Here is a 15,690-nt window from a genome sequence, read left to right on the forward strand (position 1 = left end):
TATTAAGTAAAATATTCAATTATTGCTCCGTTAAAATTACTATTTATCAGTTTTGATATATAACTACTCATATCCTCACTATCTAGTTTCTTATATACATACTTAAATTTTCCATAAGGCCCCCATTTTAATTGCCTATTTTCTTCATTTAGATTAAGCGCAGTATTCTTAAATCTTTGAACTATTAGTTCCTTTGCTGCTTTAGTAAATCTATGTTGAATAAGTTCAAAACTTATTTCGCCCTTATAACTCTGTAATGCTATTTTCAATATGTCAAATAATTCCTTATACTCTTCTTTCCAATTATCATATATCATAATTGGAGCTATTATGAATCCTATAGGATATCCGGCACGAGCAATTTTTTTAACTGCTTCTATTCTCTCATAAAAACTTGAAGTATTATGTTCGAAGTTATTTATTACATAACGGGAATTTAAAGTAAATCTAAACTTTGTGTGCTTATTATGTTTTAGCTTTAAAAATGGATCAACATCATCAAATTTAGTAACCAATCTCAATCTGCCATTGGAACTCTCTCCAAAATATTCTATGCACCTTTTTAAGTTTCCACTTAAGTGTTCAAGAGCAACGGGATCTGTTATACTTGCACATTCAAATGAAGTAATATTTGGCATGTTATTATCTATATAACTTTGAATAACTTCCAAAATCTCATCCATATTTAAAAAAATTTTCATAAAAGGTTTTTCACCTTGAGTTGTCTGAAGATAACAATATTCACAATTGGCAGGGCAGGAACTTGATAGTGAAAATTGATAGTCTGCTGATGGTCTGCAGCTTACCAATTTCTTTTGGCCATTTGTTGTAAAAAGAACAGTCTTTTTAGCCATAGCATAATTTTCCTCAGGAGTTTCACAATCGATTACTACTTTTTTAGAATTAACTATGGGAATATTCAAGCTTTCTAAATATTCTATAACTTTTTCCCCAGCAGGGTATTTTAGAATTTTAGGGTCTATATATGCAATATCTGGTATAAACAACTTCATTATTTTCACCTCATAGGTATTATTTTATTAAAGAAAGTTATTTATACATTTTATATATTATCATTTAGATATTATAGCTGATGACTTTCTATTTAGCATTACAACCAAAATATAGGGAGAATGATACAATAAAAATATATCATCCTCCCTATATTAAATTATTATTATTAAATAAATAATTTTTACCTAATATTGTATTTGTTGATTACCTTATTTCTTAATTTTATGCCAAGTGTTTCATTTACAAATCTATCAATTATGTCTTCCTTAGTAGCTTTACCTTCTACAAATATGTTATATCTCTTGCAAAGCTTACTTAAGTCGCCCTTACTTATCTCACAAGTTTTAACAAAGTTTTTTGCAGCTTTAACACTAGCCATAATCATTATACGTTTATATATCTCATCATTAGTCATATCTGCACCTCTAATCTCTTATTTATCAAATACATTATAACATCTTAAAGAGCATGAATAAATCATTTCTACTCAAATTAATAAAATTTTATTAGAAAATCCAGTATTTTAGTAGTAATTATCCATTATTATTGTTTTTGTTATCATGTAATACTTGATCTACTACAATTACCATTGCTAATATAAATGCATAGTTTTCCTGTTCATTGATATCAATCTCATAAGTATCTCCCCAAGATAACCATTTTTTGTTTACTTGTGCAACCGTGCTACTATTCTTTGTAATGGAAAAATCATGAGCAAGAAAATTCCCTTCAATTTCATAGTTCCCCATGTTGCTGTCTATATCAAACCTATTACTAAAGAAAGTAAATTCTTTTTTCACTCTCGCAGCATAGTTCCCGTTTAAGTATATATTGTATTCAGGAAGTAATTTAAATAACTTTTGCTCAATATAAACAATCTCGTTGTTATCCACATCGTAAATTTTCAACTTATTTCCTATGGAAAAAACCTTTCCTTCTACATTGAATACATCATTACCTGAAACATCCTGAATGCTAAATTTGTCACCTATTGAGAATATTTTTTCTCGAATATAAAACTTCATACAAAAACCCCCTTTTAAAATTCCTGCTTATATATCCTATTAATAATTTATAATATTATTCAATTACTCAGGATAATCCCACACCCAATTGTTTATTTTAATTTCACAAGAACATAAAATTCAAAATTCTTTGATTCTATTTTACCACTTGAAGTATTCTTATTTCCTGATAGATTAGAGAATTGTATCTTAATTTTCACTTTGCTATTTTCATCTTCAAAGAGCATTTCCTCTTGAGTTGTAGCTTGATTTTTCGGGTTAATTCCATATTTATCTATAAGCTTAGTGGCAAAATCCATTAGATCTTTTTCATAAATATCTTTTCCATCTTGAGCTATCTTTAAAATGCTTGATTCATAATCAAAATATATGCTAAAGTCTGAGCTACTTGCGCTCTGTTGCCTAGAATTTCTTGAATCAAACAAATAGTCATATCCTTTTATATCAATTGGTTTTAGTGAACCTAAGGAATTAAAATAAAAATATCCATTGTTACCTGTATTATATTCATCAGTGTATTTTACGCCCATTATCCTTTCCATATTAGATATTTTAAAGTCTAGTGGCAATCCCCTAATATCTTTTAGACTGTGATTTCTATCAAAGTAATTAAGAATACTAGATATTTGTCTTGAATCCTCAGAAGAAACCACAGCACTTGCTTTAATTACATTGCTATCTTTAATCATATTGTTTGCAATGAATATCTTAGCTAACCTCTTATTTTGGCTGTATTTTGAAACTGAGTAGCTACTAAAAGGCCCAAATACAGATATAAATGTTATTACTGCAAGTGATAGTGGAAGCATTATATTTCTTAGTTTTTTTGTAGTTGCGAAGTAAATCATAACTAAAAATGCCCATATACCAAGCGCTACAACAAAGTATCTATTTTCAGTTACCCCATATGCATTAATTCTTATTCCTATAGAGATGAACATCATGACTATTAACGGAAAGATTGCCTTTGGAAAATACTTCATATATCTTTTGGGCCAGGTCTTCTCATGAAGTAAGGGTGATATAAAAAATAGCACCGCTGAACTTATCACAGAATACCAAAGCACCAAATGAGATACAAGACCCTCTGGCCATTGCCTTGTAATAATTATTTTCCCGAAATAGATATATAGTATTATTGTATATATTGAAATAAGTGGCATTATGATGTATAGCACAAGTACATTTAAAAGCCGCGAATAATCCTTTAAAGATAATATTTCATTTTTTGTAGGAAGACCTGCAAGAAAAAATGCAGGCGCGAATATACCAGCGACAATAAGAAAAGCGTAATAGTAAAGCTCACCTTTAATATTAATTCCTAGAAGTCTATCAATTGTAAAAAGAATGGCCGCAAGTCCAAGATATAAAACTAGGGAGTATAAAACTGTAGTGAAAAATCTAGTAAAAACTCTTACAGCAAAAATCTCAAAGTTTTCTCGATTTGGTAAATATGATATGAAAAGAAAAATTAAATATAGAATAAGGTTAAAGGCAATATATCTTGACATTGAAACCATGTCAAGCATCCCTATATCCTTTAGGAAGAAGTAATAATAGAAGATTAGTAAAACAGTACCTCCTAAATAAGAAGCGTACAGCGATACCTTCTTGTAGGTTTCTAAGCCTTCAAAAAAAAGGTTAATACATAATGAAAGCGGAATTCCAAGAGCAACAATCATAGTTATCCTACGGAGGGTTTCTATAAAATCACCACTTGTTCCTGCTATTACTTCTGATATATAAATGAGAAGTATAACACACGCCGTTGATATACCAATAGTTTGTGGGAATCTATTAATACTTCTCACAATGCCTTTCAATATTGCATTAAACGCTTTTTTCATTACATTCCTCCTTCATTATTTTATTATTCTCCTTTGAGTTCATTTATTTCTTTATCCTTTAGCGCTATTATCTTTTCATATTTTGCTTCCATTTCAGTCCAATTTTTATTTAGTAGATTTATTAGAGAAGCCATTTCATCGGAACTACCTGCTATACGATTAAATAATAGTAGATTAAGTGCTAGCACTTCTGGAATTTCCTTATGTGAATATCTTAACTGATGGTCGATTTCGCCATAGCCTTCTTCAAATATTGTTCTCACCTGGATCTCTGCTATAACCTTTTGGCTGGTTGGAAAAAATTCTATCAAATAGTGAACAGAACGGTAGCCTGATTTTCTAGAATGAATTTGAATATTTAATTCATCAAACCTTTTAGTATCATCACCTTCACGAACATTGGCGGTTATTTCAATTACTTTCCAAGTACTATAAATAAAATTGTGTATATCTTCCCAATCTTCTTTAAAAATATGTATTGCCCTAACCCCTATTAAATCATTTATTTCTTCTTTATAGTTTTCCATGGAAAATTGAAATTCTGCGCCATATTTTTCTTTTCGCCCTGGCGTCTTTCTAATTATCTTCTCTATTAACCTATCCGATTCTTTAACTCTAGACTTTACTGAATGTATTTTTTTATGTGTTCTTAGAGTATCTGCAATAAATCCAGCCTGACTCTCATAACTACTCCTATAGCTATCAAAGTCAGTGTATATTTCATTTAATACCGCCCAATCTATTTCATTTTTAATAATATCATTTTCTGTAATATGAGTTTTCTTTAAGAAGTCTTCTTTTTTAAGATTCATGATTTCCCCCTAATTAATATAATATGCTTTATGATTTTAGTATATTATTAACACTTTTCATATACATTAATATTAAAATGGAGCAAGGTTGAAAGTCTAGAAGTTCCACTGGCTTTTTCTCTCATACAATTATCAAAAGTCCAATAATAAGGAGTCATTGCAATAAGATTCTTTACATGCTCCCCATCGTCTATATGAATATCGTACTTAACTTCTGCTCTGTCAATTAACTTAAATCCCTCAAAGGATATTTCTTTTTCTTCATGTTCTCTAGGATTTACATATAATATTTCTTTTAACCCATATAAATGTTGAATCCCAGGTGTTACAACAATTAACTTGCCGTTATCCACTAGAACCCTCTTAAGCTCAGTCTCATCAGAAGGTGCAAAGTTTCTGATAATAATATCTATGGTGTTTGTCATTATAGGTAAGTTAAAATTACTTCCAACTATAAAGTTTATTTTTTTATCTCTTTTAGTTGCATAAGTAGCTGCTGCTTTCGAAATATCTACACCAAAAAAATTAATCATACTATTTTGAGTAATCTTAGCTTCACTGCTATATATAGCTTCCTTTAATCTCCATAAAAAATACCCTTCTCCACAACCAGCATCAAGTATATTTACAGTGTTTCCACTTATATTTGATATTATTACCTCGCTTAATTTTTCAGAGAAAGTGTGATAATAACCTTTATTTAAAAAGTCTCTCCGACCTTCCATCATTTCTTTACTGTCCCCAGGCTCTTTTGTGTTCTTTTGATTAGCAAGTAAAAGATTAATATATCCTTTGCTTGCTATATCATAACTATGATTATTTGTACATATGTATTGTTTTTCATGTTTTTTTAGACATAAATTGCAAACAGGACATTTTAATATAGATTCCATATTTTCTGTTGTCACAAAATCACTGCCTTCCTTAAATCTGCTAAAGTCGTTTATAGTTTTTTTATTTTTATTCAATTTTAGTGTGATTTTTTCTCGCTTAAATCTACGCCAATTATATCTAATAAAAATATGAATATTGGTATTCCAAGAAGTAGACCCCAAATGCCCATAAAATGTTCTGACACTATTAATGTAACAAAAGTAAAAAATATTGGAAGATGTGTGGTATCAGACATAAGCTTTGGGTTTAAAACATAACTTTCAATAGCATGAATTATAAAAATCATAATAAGCACGAAAACTACTTTAATTAGCCCACCTATCTTAAAAGCAATTAAACATAGTGGGATTAATGAAATAAATACCCCAGCTACTGGTACAAGACTTAAAATAAATATCATAAAGGCAAGCGCTAATAATTGAGGAAATCCCATTATAGTAAGTCCAATAATTGATAATACTGTGTTTGTAATAGCTATCATTATTTGAGCCTGTATTACTTTACCAAAAGAATTTAAAAAATTATTGCCAAAATAGCTAAGGTAGTTATATTCCACTGATATTTTACTCTCTTTAAACTTATATAGAAATTTTAAGATACTGCCTTTCTCTAATATAAATATGAAGCTTATTAAAAGTGCCATAAAAAAATTCAAGCTCCATTTTCCAAAATCAGTTACAAAAAACATAATACTTTGGATACCAGATTTTGCATAACTAGCTATGTCAATTTGCTCTAATATGGGCGTTAAATAAACCATTACCCCACTAGTAGTCTTAGGAAATTTAATATACTCCAACTTATCCAAAATAAGTATACTTTCGGAAATAGCAATTGGTATATACTTAACTAGTAGAAGAACTATAGTTGCAGCCATAAACATATAAATAATTATGGTAATAAGAGCTGGATTTACTTTTATAACTTTATTGATTTGCTTAACCAATAAACACTGTAAACTATTAGCTAAATAAGTAATCATAAAAGTTAATAAAGCCAAATTAAAAATAGATCTTATTAAATATGCAAATAATGCTAATGCTAGTAATAATATTATTTTTATTACTGTTTCTCTCTGAAATAACTGTTTAACTGTTTGCATTCAAGGTTCTCCTTCATTTCTTTTATTTATTTTTAACTATTTCATTATAGCAAATCATTTAACTGATTTCTATAAATAATTATTATAATAGGTGAAGAATGCGAAAAATAGTGTATAATATTTATATATAAAATAATATGAAATAATATATATATTATTTAAAAAGTTTGGTGGTGATATTAAATGAAACCTGTAATTATGTTTGTAACTGAATGGTGTCCATATTGCAAAAAAGCACTTGCTTGGATGGATGATATAAAGAAACAAAATCCAGAATATGCTGATATTGAAATTAAAATAATTGATGAAGAACTTCAACCGGATATAGCAAAACAATACACCTATTATTATGTACCTACCTACTATGTAGACGGAGTTAAAATTCACGAGGGAGCTACCTCTAAAAATATTGTTAATAAAGTGTTCCAAATGGCATTAAAATAGAAAAGTTTATATTGGCATCTAAAAAAATAGACTAGCATTTAAACTAGTTATTTTTTTAAAGATGTCTTGATTTTTTGTAATGATTAACTTCTAGTATAAATTTTTTTTCAATTTCTTTATACTCCCCTAAACTCTGAATTCTTATAAGAAAAAAATCAATGCCTTTTTCCATATTTATAATACACTTTCTCATTCTTGCTAAGGACACTTTATCTGCAATTATTTTTCTCTTATATTTACTTATACTATTGTTATCATATTGTTTTTCTTGTCTGATTTTTTCCTTTATTTTATTACATTGCAGGATTTTAGTTTTTATACTCAGCTCATTAGAATATCTCAAAAATACCCTTCTATAGCTACTAAAAAGTATTTTCTTAATAGATTTAAATTTTTCTCTTTTAACAAAAATCCTAAGAGCTTCATTATATTTTTTACTTTGTCTTCGCTCTTGTATTATTTTATTTTCTAACTTATTCATATTGACCTTAATCACCTTAATCTCCTGTTTGTGCTGTATAATCTTATCTTTCAGCTCTATTTGTCTTTTCTCAAAGCCTTTTATCTTTGATTTATTTATATCTATATTTCTAATAAACTCTTTTTCATATACATTTAAATCTTCATCTGAAAACACTCTTATCTTTAAAAGATTGCATAGGTCCATTTTAGCTTTAGTTAAATCTTCAACTTGGCTTTTCATTTTTTCTAAAATATCACTACTTAATTTAAATTCCATTACAATAGAGTTGTAAATTTCATTATCTTCTACCATCATTGTAACTACCTCTTTTCACTCTTTAATTCAATAATTGCACAAATGTATTTTACCATATTTGTACAATTTCTGCAAAGCCCAATAATCTTCTACTACTACTTATATAAATGGCAGTGTGCTATTTATATAGTAGCTCATTAAGCTAAACAATTCCTTATTATAACTGGTGAAATAAAAAATGTAGAACTTGCTACTAAAAGATATTTTATTTCTGCGTATATCTTTTTAAGTCTGGGTTATACTATTAATGTAGTCAACTAGCCAACATTAAACTTATAAAGGGAGATGTTAGTTATGTTAATCAATAGATTTATGGTTTTAAGCGTAGGCAGTATTGCTAAGGCTAAGAACGGAGATTACTAAGTAAGTCCATATGAAATTTAAAATATGGATTAGTAAAGCCAATGATTATTTAATATAATCATTGGCTTTATGCATTTTATCTTATTTTATCTTGCTGCTCTAGCATTTCTAGGTTGCTGTCTTCCGGATTGATTTCTTTCATTCCTTCTAGCATAACCATTTGCTCCTGACTTTCCTGTAGAAACTTTCTTTGTGCTATCCTTAGTAACTACTGCTTGTAAATTACTTGCAGGATAAGGATGATCCTCTATTACTGGTATTGATTTTGCAATAACCTTCTGAATATCTTTTAGGAAATCTTTTTCTTCTGCGTCACAAAATGAAATTGCTACTCCACCAAGTCCTGCCCTGCCAGTTCTTCCTATTCTATGTACATAGGTTTCTGGTATATTAGGTAAATCAAAATTGATTACATGAGATAATTCATCAACATCTATACCTCTTGCTGCTATATCTGTTGCTACTAATACCCTTGTAATACCAGCCTTGAAATTATTTAATGCAAGTTGCCTAGCACTTTGTGATTTATTCCCGTGAATAGCTTGAGCCTCTATTCCAGAATTATTGAGATCTTTAGTTATTTTATTTGCTCCGTGCTTTGTTCTTGAGAATACCAAAGCAGAAACTATGGACTTATCTTGCAGCAAATGAATTAGTAGAGGTTTTTTATCTTTTTTATCCACAAAATATACTGATTGTTCAATAATTTCAATAGTAGAAGAAACAGGCGTCACTGCTACCTTTACTGGATTCACAAGAATAGAATCCACTAGCTTTGAAATTTCTGGTGGCATAGTTGCTGAAAATAGCATGGTTTGTCTGATTTTAGGTAGTTGCGCTATAACTTTTTTTACATCCCGCAAGAATCCCATATCAAGCATACGATCTGCCTCATCAAGTACAAACATTTCCACATGATGTATGCTAATAAATTTCTGTTGCATTAAGTCAAGTAGTCTACCAGTAGTTGCGATTAAAATATCTACTCCGCCTTTTAATGCATCAGTTTGTTTTTTTTGTGATACACCTCCAAAAATAACTGCACTAGTAAGATTCATATGTTTGCCGTAGGCATCAAAGCTTTCTCCAATTTGAATTGCCAGTTCTCTAGTTGGTGCCAGGATTAGGGCCTTTATATTTTTAGGTCCCTTTATAACTTTTTGCTTTCCACAAAGAATTTGAAGTATAGGAATAGCAAAGGCCGCTGTCTTTCCAGTGCCTGTTTGAGCACAACCTAAAAAGTCTTTTCCATTCAATATACTAGGAATTGCAGCTTCTTGTATAGGTGTAGCTTCTACGTAACCTTCAGTTTCTAGTGCTTTTTTAATTGGCGTAATGAGATTTAAGTTTTCGAATAACATTATTTTCTCCTTTGGAAGTGGTCGTCTTGAACTTTAAATGTCGCAAATCACTGATATCCTGTTATGAATCTTCTTGAAAATTGGAAACAACAACTTTCGTGCATGATTATATTGCATCTAAGAAACCACCCTTTATTAGTGATATGAGTATATTTAGGCTGATTAATCTTCATTTTAACTCTGACTTTATAGGTCTTTATGTATAAATAAATTTGTTTCATTTATATCAACTTAATTTTATTATTTTTTTAATTTAAATGTTCGTTGTACTCATATTTTTTAATTATAACATATTTCAACCCTTCTTGCTATTCTTCTACTAGATTGTCAGAGCTGAAGCATGAAAAATTCACTTAATTTTATAGAATCTTTTCGCAAAACCTACTTTAACCAACACATGTAGCACTTATTATGATATAATAAAGGATTGCACATAAATCCGTGATACATATAGATATTATTTAAGTTAATAAATGCAATATATTTGATTATTATGGAATATTAATTTCCAACAATAAACCTTAAATGGAGTTATATTCAAGGGTGTCAATGCGTAAAATTTGTATGTTTTAGAGTGTTTGCGAAAAAGTTTTTATCTGAAACCGATATATCCATTGAATTTACTACATTTTAAAATTCATGCTTCAGCTCTGCTAGATTGTCAGAGCTGAAGCATGAAAAAACAGCTTAATTTTATAACTTTTTTTCGTGAAAACGACTTCAATCAACACATATACCATTTTTTTATGATATAATGGATGGTTACACATAAAACCATTTTACAAATAAACACTATTTTAGTTAATAAATGCAATATATTTCATAATTATGGGATGTTATTATCCTTTAATTAACCTTAAATGGAATTATATTTAAGGTTGTATTCCGTAAAATTTGAATATTTTAGAGCGTTCGCGAAAAACTTTTTTATCAAAGACCCCCTAGGCATTGAATTTACTACATTTTAATATTCATGCTTCAGCTCTGCTAGATTGTAGATGAAATGAATATAAATGTCGATTTACCATAAACTATAGCTACAAAATATATTCTATAAAAAAAGGAGACATTTTTATGAATGAAAACTTTAATTTCCCTACCAACGTACCTGAGCAAACACAAGATAAACAGCCGGGACTCGAGGCACTTATGAATCCAAGACCTATTTTTGAAAATTCAAATTGTGTAGGTTCTAGTAAATTAATGAATAAGATTGCCTTAATTACAGGAGGTGATAGTGGCATTGGAAAAGCAGTTGCGTTGTCTTATGCCAGAGAAGGCGCAGATATAGCCATAATATATCTTGATGAGCATGAAGATGCGCTAGAGACAAAAAAACTTATTGAAAAAAAAGGTAGAAAATGTATTTTGATACCTGGAGATATAGGAGAATATAATTTTTGTAATCAGGCTGTAACCAAAACAATAAATGAGCTTGGCAAAATAGACATTCTTGTGAACAACGCCGCAGAGCAACATCCGCAAAATAGTATTGAAGATATTACAGTGGAGCAGCTAGAAAAAACCTTTAAAACCAATATTTTCGCCATGTTTTATATGGTAAAAGCTGCATTACCCCATTTAAAAGAAGGTGCTACAATTATAAATACTTCTTCAGTTACCGCCTATGAAGGACATAAAACACTAATTGATTACTCCTCAACTAAGGGAGCAATAGTTACCTTTACTCGTTCCTTAGCTCTTTCCCTTACAAGTAGAAAAATACGAGTTAATGCAGTGGCCCCAGGTCCTATATGGACACCTCTTATACCCGCATCATTTAGCGCCATTGAGGTTGGTAAATTTGGAAGCAAAACTCCCATGGGAAGACCAGGTCAACCAGTGGAACTTGCCGAAACTTATGTATTTTTAGCTTCTGACGGCGCTTCCTATATAAGTGGCGAAACTATCCATGTCAATGGTGGTGTGGTTATAAATGGCTAGTGGCATCTTTATCCACACATATAATAAGAATTCATAGGCAATTATATATAGCAAAAGTATTTTTGAAAAGGAGATACTATTATTATGAAAAAACACTTTGCTTTAATTTTCGCTACTAGCTTACTTTTTATCATGATAAATATAAGAATATCCCCTGTTGCAAATGCTATTTCCACTAAGGAAAATACTACTATATATAATGTGGCAATGAAGCAAGACCTACTATGTCTAATGATAGCTTATCCTAAATATATTACAAATATTGAAGAAAAAAATGGATATGTATATTTAGTACTTAGGTCTGGAAAGAAGCTCCTGTACGATGACAAAATAAGAAAAAATTCACAAGAAAAACTAGAAAACCCAGATCTTCAAGATACTCTAGAACAAATATATCCCCTTTCACCTATTAGAACTATTATGAAAACAGATTATGACCCTGGTCGTACTCGTTCCTATGGATTATTAACGGAAATTTATGGTTCTTCTAAAAAAGATATAGAATCTAGACTTACAAAAGTTAAAGTAGGCTACAACAATTATCAATTCAATATAAGTAATAGTGCAGCCGATTCACTGCAAGCTGTTATGAAAGAAGTAATGCCCCTTGCACAAACAAACCCAAACGTGAGAACCTGCCTTTTGCCTTGCAGTGGTACTTTTAATTACCGGGTAATTTCAGGCACAAGTAGGTTAAGCCCTCATGCTTTTGGAATTGCTATAGATCTTGCTAGTGATAAAAGAGATTATTGGAAATGGGCTTCTAAAGAAGCTGGTGAAAAAAGATTAGCCTCCTATGCCAGCGAACTTGTGGAAATCTTTGAGAACCACGGTTTTGTTTGGGGCGGTAAATGGTCACACTTTGATATCCTACATTTCGAGTATAGGCCTGAAATAATTTTAAAAGCACGCTATTTTACAAATAGTATGGATTCAACAAAATTATGGTATGAAGGTGCACCATTAAAACAACTTGATATAAAAAATGCCGTAGAAAAAATCGATACATTAATAAAATAATAGGAGTAAAATATTATGAATTTTTTTAAAGGGTCAAATATACAATGGTCCAAAAACAGATTATTTATATTTATAATACTTCTTTTATTGGTGCAACTATGCTCTCCTAACTTTGCCTACGCTGCAACAGATGATGAAAAAAAAGAAGTTACGAGTCATATAGAAAAAATTTTTCAAAGCAGAAACAAAGCTATATTAAGCGGTGATTTAGAATTAATTAAATCAATTTATAACATGGACACAAAATATGGAACTTGGGCTTATGAATATGAAAAACGAAAGATGGATTATATTAATAATTGGGAAGAAAAACAAGGTGTTAAGTTTATAGATATTACACCAACAGTAATTGTAAAAAGAATTAAAGGTAGTAATGATAATTTTTCTGTTTATTTATTGTGTTCCACAGAATATAAGTATGTATATGAAGATCAACCAGAAATAGAAAATATTTCAAGAATCGGAACCTATCACAATTTACAGCTTATGAGTAAGGGCGGATCTTTGGTAATTTCTAAAGAGTGGTATAAAGATCCCTTTGCTAATTCACTAGACTTAGATAATATTAAGGTAGATTCAATAAAAAGCCATATACTATCTCAAACTGCAAGAGATTTTTCTACTCTGCACAAGAGAAGAGTCACGGCTATAGAATATGCTGAAAAATATTGCGGTGCTGCAAGTGAAGCTGAAAATGAATATAAGTATAACAAAAAATATGTTGACTATAATCCTCAAGGTGGTGATTGTGCAAACTTTGCTTCACAAATTCTTTTTGAAGGTGGGAAATTTAGAAAAAATTCTGCTTGGAACTATGACAAAAATGGTGCAACAACAGGTTGGCTTAATGCGGATGGATTTAAAAGATACATGACAAATAGTGGCAGAGCATCGATAATTGCCTATGGTAGCTACGAGAAAGTATACAAGGCTAGTTATAAACTACTGCCAGGAGATTTCGTTGCCTATGAAAAGAAAAATGACATCACTCATATTTCTGTTGTGACGGGGGCAGATTCAAAAGGATATTCCTTGGTTAGTTGTCATAATTCAGATAGAAATAAAGTACCTTGGGATCTTGGATGGAGCGATAAGAGCATTAAATTTTGGTTAGTTAGAGTTCATTATTAATAAAAATACTAAAAGCTGAGGGCATTAAACCCTCAGCTTTTATATGCCATGTGGATGCACCTGTTTTTTAAATTTCCATGATAATAGGAAAAATAGTTGGTCTACGATTTGTTTTTTGGTATAAATATCGCTCTACAGATTTTTTCATGTTAGATTTTAATACATACCATTCAATGACTTTATTATCTAAGCATTTATTAAGTTCAATTCTTACAATCTCTTTTACTTCATTAATCAATTCATCTGATTCCTTTGCATATATAAATCCACGAGTAATTATGTCTGGTCCTGCAATTATACTATAGGATTCCCGTTCTAAGGTAACTACTATTGTTAACATCCCATCTTCTGCTAGGTACTTTCTATCTCTGAGCACTATACTTCCAACGTCACCAACACCTAAACCATCTACAAATACTGCTCCCGTGTGTACTCTCCCTGCTATTTTAGCTTCATCAACTGTAATTTCTAATATCTGCCCTGTTTCCATAGTAAATATATTTTCACCTTGCATACCTAACCCTTGTGCTAATTTAGCATGTTGCCTTATATGTCTATATTCACCATGAACTGGCATAAAGTATTTAGGATGAACTAAGGCATGGATTAATTTTAATTCCTCTTGGTAGGCGTGGCCGGATACATGCACTTCTTCTAAATCCTCATAAATTACCTCTGCTCCTTTTTTGAATAACTCGTTTATTACTCTAGATATAAGTTTCTCATTGCCCGGAATTGGAGATGCAGAAATAATATACAAGTCCTCTGGCTCAATGGTAATTTTCCTATGAGTAGAAAAAGCTATTCTTGCAAGACCTGCCATGGGTTCGCCTTGACTTCCAGTAGTTATTATTGTAATGTTTTTATTATTGTAATTTTGCATATCATCCATTCTTATAATGTACTCTTCTGGTATATGAAGATATCCTAGGTCCATAGCCACTTTTGAGATGTTCTCCATACTCCTTCCACTAAAAACAATTTTTCTATCATTCATTACAGAAGCATCTGCAATTTGTTGCATTCTATGAATATTTGAAGCAAAGGTGGCTACAATAACTCTTCCCGCGGCATTAGAAATTATTCTAGTTAAAGTCTTTCCTATAGCTTTTTCTGAAATTGTATGCCCTTCCCGTTCCACGTTTGTACTATCAGCCATAAGAAGCATTACGCCCTCTTTACCTAAATTTGAAATACGTTCTAGGTCCATGACTAATCCATCAATGGGAGTAAAATCTATTTTGAAATCACCTGTATGTAATATGACACCAAGTGGTGAGTGAATGGCAATAGCACAGGAGTCTGCTATGCTGTGAGTGACCCTTATAAATTCTATTTTGAAATTCTTTAATTCTATTATGTCTCCTGCATTTACATTGTGAAGTTCACAATCTGATAATATATTGTGCTCCTTTAGCTTATTTTCAACTATTCCTAAGGTTAGCTTAGTACCGTAAACAGGTACATTCAATTGTTTTAGAATGTAGGGCAATGCTCCTATATGATCTTCATGTCCATGAGTTAAAAAAATACCTTTTACTTTTTCTGCATTACTTTTTAAATAAGTTATATCTGGAATTACTAAATCCACACCATACATTTCCTCATCAGGAAATGAGATACCACAATCTATAACAATGATTTCGTCCTCGTACTCAAAAGCAGTTATATTCTTACCTATTTCTCCGAGGCCACCTAATGGAATAACCTTGATGCACTCTTCGCTTTTCACTAAATCCTCCCCTTCATTTATATGGATTAAATTATTAATTTCATTTTCTTTATTTTGCCTTATATTATGAAATTAATACCTTTCTTTTGGATAATTATTATTGTAAGATATTTTCAAAAAAATAACTGCTTCAAAGTAGATTCTATACTGCTAACATCTATAATTTAAATAGGTATTCAGCTTTAAATCCATAGCTGTTCTTTACCTTACTTTATAAAAATAT

The 15,690-nt window shown here is 30.4% G+C and carries 14 protein-coding genes; 4 read left to right on the plus strand and 10 right to left on the minus strand.

What is annotated here, in order from left to right:
• Window positions 1-2: 2 nt before the first annotated feature.
• The 7 genes from splB to G9F70_RS15920 all read right to left on the minus strand — a co-directional run bounded on the left by splB (window position 3) and on the right by G9F70_RS15920 (window position 6,694).
• On the minus strand, window positions 3-1,013 hold the full coding sequence (splB, locus tag G9F70_RS15890; protein WP_164943894.1) for a spore photoproduct lyase: 1,011 nt from the start codon (window positions 1,011-1,013) through the stop codon (window positions 3-5).
• A gap of 182 nt (window positions 1,014-1,195) precedes the next feature.
• The gene (locus G9F70_RS15895; RefSeq protein WP_164943895.1) at window positions 1,196-1,429 is read right to left on the minus strand and encodes a hypothetical protein; all 234 of its coding nucleotides are present in this window, start codon (window positions 1,427-1,429) and stop codon (window positions 1,196-1,198) included.
• A gap of 118 nt (window positions 1,430-1,547) precedes the next feature.
• A complete protein-coding gene (locus tag G9F70_RS15900; RefSeq protein WP_164943896.1) occupies window positions 1,548-2,039 on the minus strand; it encodes an LURP-one-related/scramblase family protein in 492 nt (163 codons plus the stop codon).
• Between the two features lie 92 nt (window positions 2,040-2,131).
• Window positions 2,132-3,886: a DUF4153 domain-containing protein gene (locus G9F70_RS15905; protein ID WP_164943897.1), complete on the minus strand. Its 1,755-nt coding sequence runs from the start codon at window positions 3,884-3,886 to the stop codon at window positions 2,132-2,134.
• A 23-nt stretch (window positions 3,887-3,909) separates the two neighbouring features.
• On the minus strand, window positions 3,910-4,698 hold the full coding sequence (locus G9F70_RS15910; RefSeq protein WP_164943898.1) for a RelA/SpoT domain-containing protein: 789 nt from the start codon (window positions 4,696-4,698) through the stop codon (window positions 3,910-3,912).
• 47 nt (window positions 4,699-4,745) lie between these two features.
• A complete protein-coding gene (locus tag G9F70_RS15915) occupies window positions 4,746-5,666 on the minus strand; it encodes a putative RNA methyltransferase (RefSeq protein WP_224617612.1) in 921 nt (306 codons plus the stop codon).
• A gap of 2 nt (window positions 5,667-5,668) precedes the next feature.
• Window positions 5,669-6,694 carry an AI-2E family transporter gene (locus tag G9F70_RS15920; protein ID WP_164943900.1) on the minus strand — a complete coding sequence of 342 codons (1,026 nt, stop codon included), beginning with the start codon at window positions 6,692-6,694 and terminating at the stop codon, window positions 5,669-5,671.
• 183 nt (window positions 6,695-6,877) lie between these two features.
• On the opposite strand from G9F70_RS15920, the gene G9F70_RS15925 reads away from it, so the two are divergent.
• Window positions 6,878-7,138, plus strand: coding sequence for a glutaredoxin family protein (locus G9F70_RS15925; RefSeq protein WP_124999195.1), 261 nt, complete (start codon window positions 6,878-6,880; stop codon window positions 7,136-7,138).
• A gap of 55 nt (window positions 7,139-7,193) precedes the next feature.
• On the opposite strand, the gene G9F70_RS15930 is transcribed toward G9F70_RS15925, so the two are convergent.
• Window positions 7,194-7,916 (minus strand): hypothetical protein, encoded by a 723-nt coding sequence (locus tag G9F70_RS15930; protein WP_164943901.1) that lies wholly within the window; start codon window positions 7,914-7,916, stop codon window positions 7,194-7,196.
• Window positions 7,917-8,365: 449 nt separating this feature from the next.
• On the minus strand, window positions 8,366-9,640 hold the full coding sequence (locus G9F70_RS15935; protein ID WP_164943902.1) for a DEAD/DEAH box helicase: 1,275 nt from the start codon (window positions 9,638-9,640) through the stop codon (window positions 8,366-8,368).
• Between the two features lie 1,074 nt (window positions 9,641-10,714).
• Here G9F70_RS15935 and G9F70_RS15940 point away from each other — a divergent pair.
• The 3 genes from G9F70_RS15940 (at window position 10,715) to G9F70_RS15950 (ending at window position 13,735) form a co-directional block, all read left to right on the plus strand.
• Window positions 10,715-11,584 (plus strand): SDR family oxidoreductase, encoded by an 870-nt coding sequence (locus tag G9F70_RS15940; protein WP_164943903.1) that lies wholly within the window; start codon window positions 10,715-10,717, stop codon window positions 11,582-11,584.
• Between the two features lie 84 nt (window positions 11,585-11,668).
• On the plus strand, window positions 11,669-12,604 hold the full coding sequence (locus tag G9F70_RS15945; RefSeq protein WP_164943904.1) for a M15 family metallopeptidase: 936 nt from the start codon (window positions 11,669-11,671) through the stop codon (window positions 12,602-12,604).
• A gap of 15 nt (window positions 12,605-12,619) precedes the next feature.
• Window positions 12,620-13,735 carry an amidase domain-containing protein gene (locus G9F70_RS15950; RefSeq protein ID WP_164943905.1) on the plus strand — a complete coding sequence of 372 codons (1,116 nt, stop codon included), beginning with the start codon at window positions 12,620-12,622 and terminating at the stop codon, window positions 13,733-13,735.
• Between the two features lie 67 nt (window positions 13,736-13,802).
• On the opposite strand, the gene G9F70_RS15955 is transcribed toward G9F70_RS15950, so the two are convergent.
• Window positions 13,803-15,467 carry a ribonuclease J gene (locus tag G9F70_RS15955; RefSeq protein WP_164943906.1) on the minus strand — a complete coding sequence of 555 codons (1,665 nt, stop codon included), beginning with the start codon at window positions 15,465-15,467 and terminating at the stop codon, window positions 13,803-13,805.
• Window positions 15,468-15,690 lie beyond the last annotated feature (223 nt).

It is taken from the genome of Clostridium sp. FP1, assembly GCF_011065975.2.
GTDB lineage: Bacteria > Bacillota > Clostridia > Clostridiales > Clostridiaceae > Clostridium_AD > Clostridium_AD tagluense.

Excerpts from the sequence above, each read along its gene's own strand:
- G9F70_RS15945 (WP_164943904.1), top strand. The coding sequence starts at position 11,669 with ATGAAAAAACACTTTGCTTTAATTTTCGCTACTAGCTTACTTTTTATC.
- G9F70_RS15920 (WP_164943900.1), bottom strand. The coding sequence starts at position 6,694 with ATGCAAACAGTTAAACAGTTATTTCAGAGAGAAACAGTAATAAAAATA.
- G9F70_RS15905 (WP_164943897.1), bottom strand. The coding sequence starts at position 3,886 with ATGAAAAAAGCGTTTAATGCAATATTGAAAGGCATTGTGAGAAGTATT.
- G9F70_RS15930 (WP_164943901.1), bottom strand. The coding sequence starts at position 7,916 with ATGATGGTAGAAGATAATGAAATTTACAACTCTATTGTAATGGAATTT.
- G9F70_RS15935 (WP_164943902.1), bottom strand. The coding sequence starts at position 9,640 with ATGTTATTCGAAAACTTAAATCTCATTACGCCAATTAAAAAAGCACTA.
- G9F70_RS15925 (WP_124999195.1), top strand. The coding sequence starts at position 6,878 with ATGAAACCTGTAATTATGTTTGTAACTGAATGGTGTCCATATTGCAAA.
- G9F70_RS15895 (WP_164943895.1), bottom strand. The coding sequence starts at position 1,429 with ATGACTAATGATGAGATATATAAACGTATAATGATTATGGCTAGTGTT.
- G9F70_RS15940 (WP_164943903.1), top strand. The coding sequence starts at position 10,715 with ATGAATGAAAACTTTAATTTCCCTACCAACGTACCTGAGCAAACACAA.
- G9F70_RS15950 (WP_164943905.1), top strand. The coding sequence starts at position 12,620 with ATGAATTTTTTTAAAGGGTCAAATATACAATGGTCCAAAAACAGATTA.
- G9F70_RS15900 (WP_164943896.1), bottom strand. The coding sequence starts at position 2,039 with ATGAAGTTTTATATTCGAGAAAAAATATTCTCAATAGGTGACAAATTT.
- splB (WP_164943894.1), bottom strand. The coding sequence starts at position 1,013 with ATGAAGTTGTTTATACCAGATATTGCATATATAGACCCTAAAATTCTA.
- G9F70_RS15910 (WP_164943898.1), bottom strand. The coding sequence starts at position 4,698 with ATGAATCTTAAAAAAGAAGACTTCTTAAAGAAAACTCATATTACAGAA.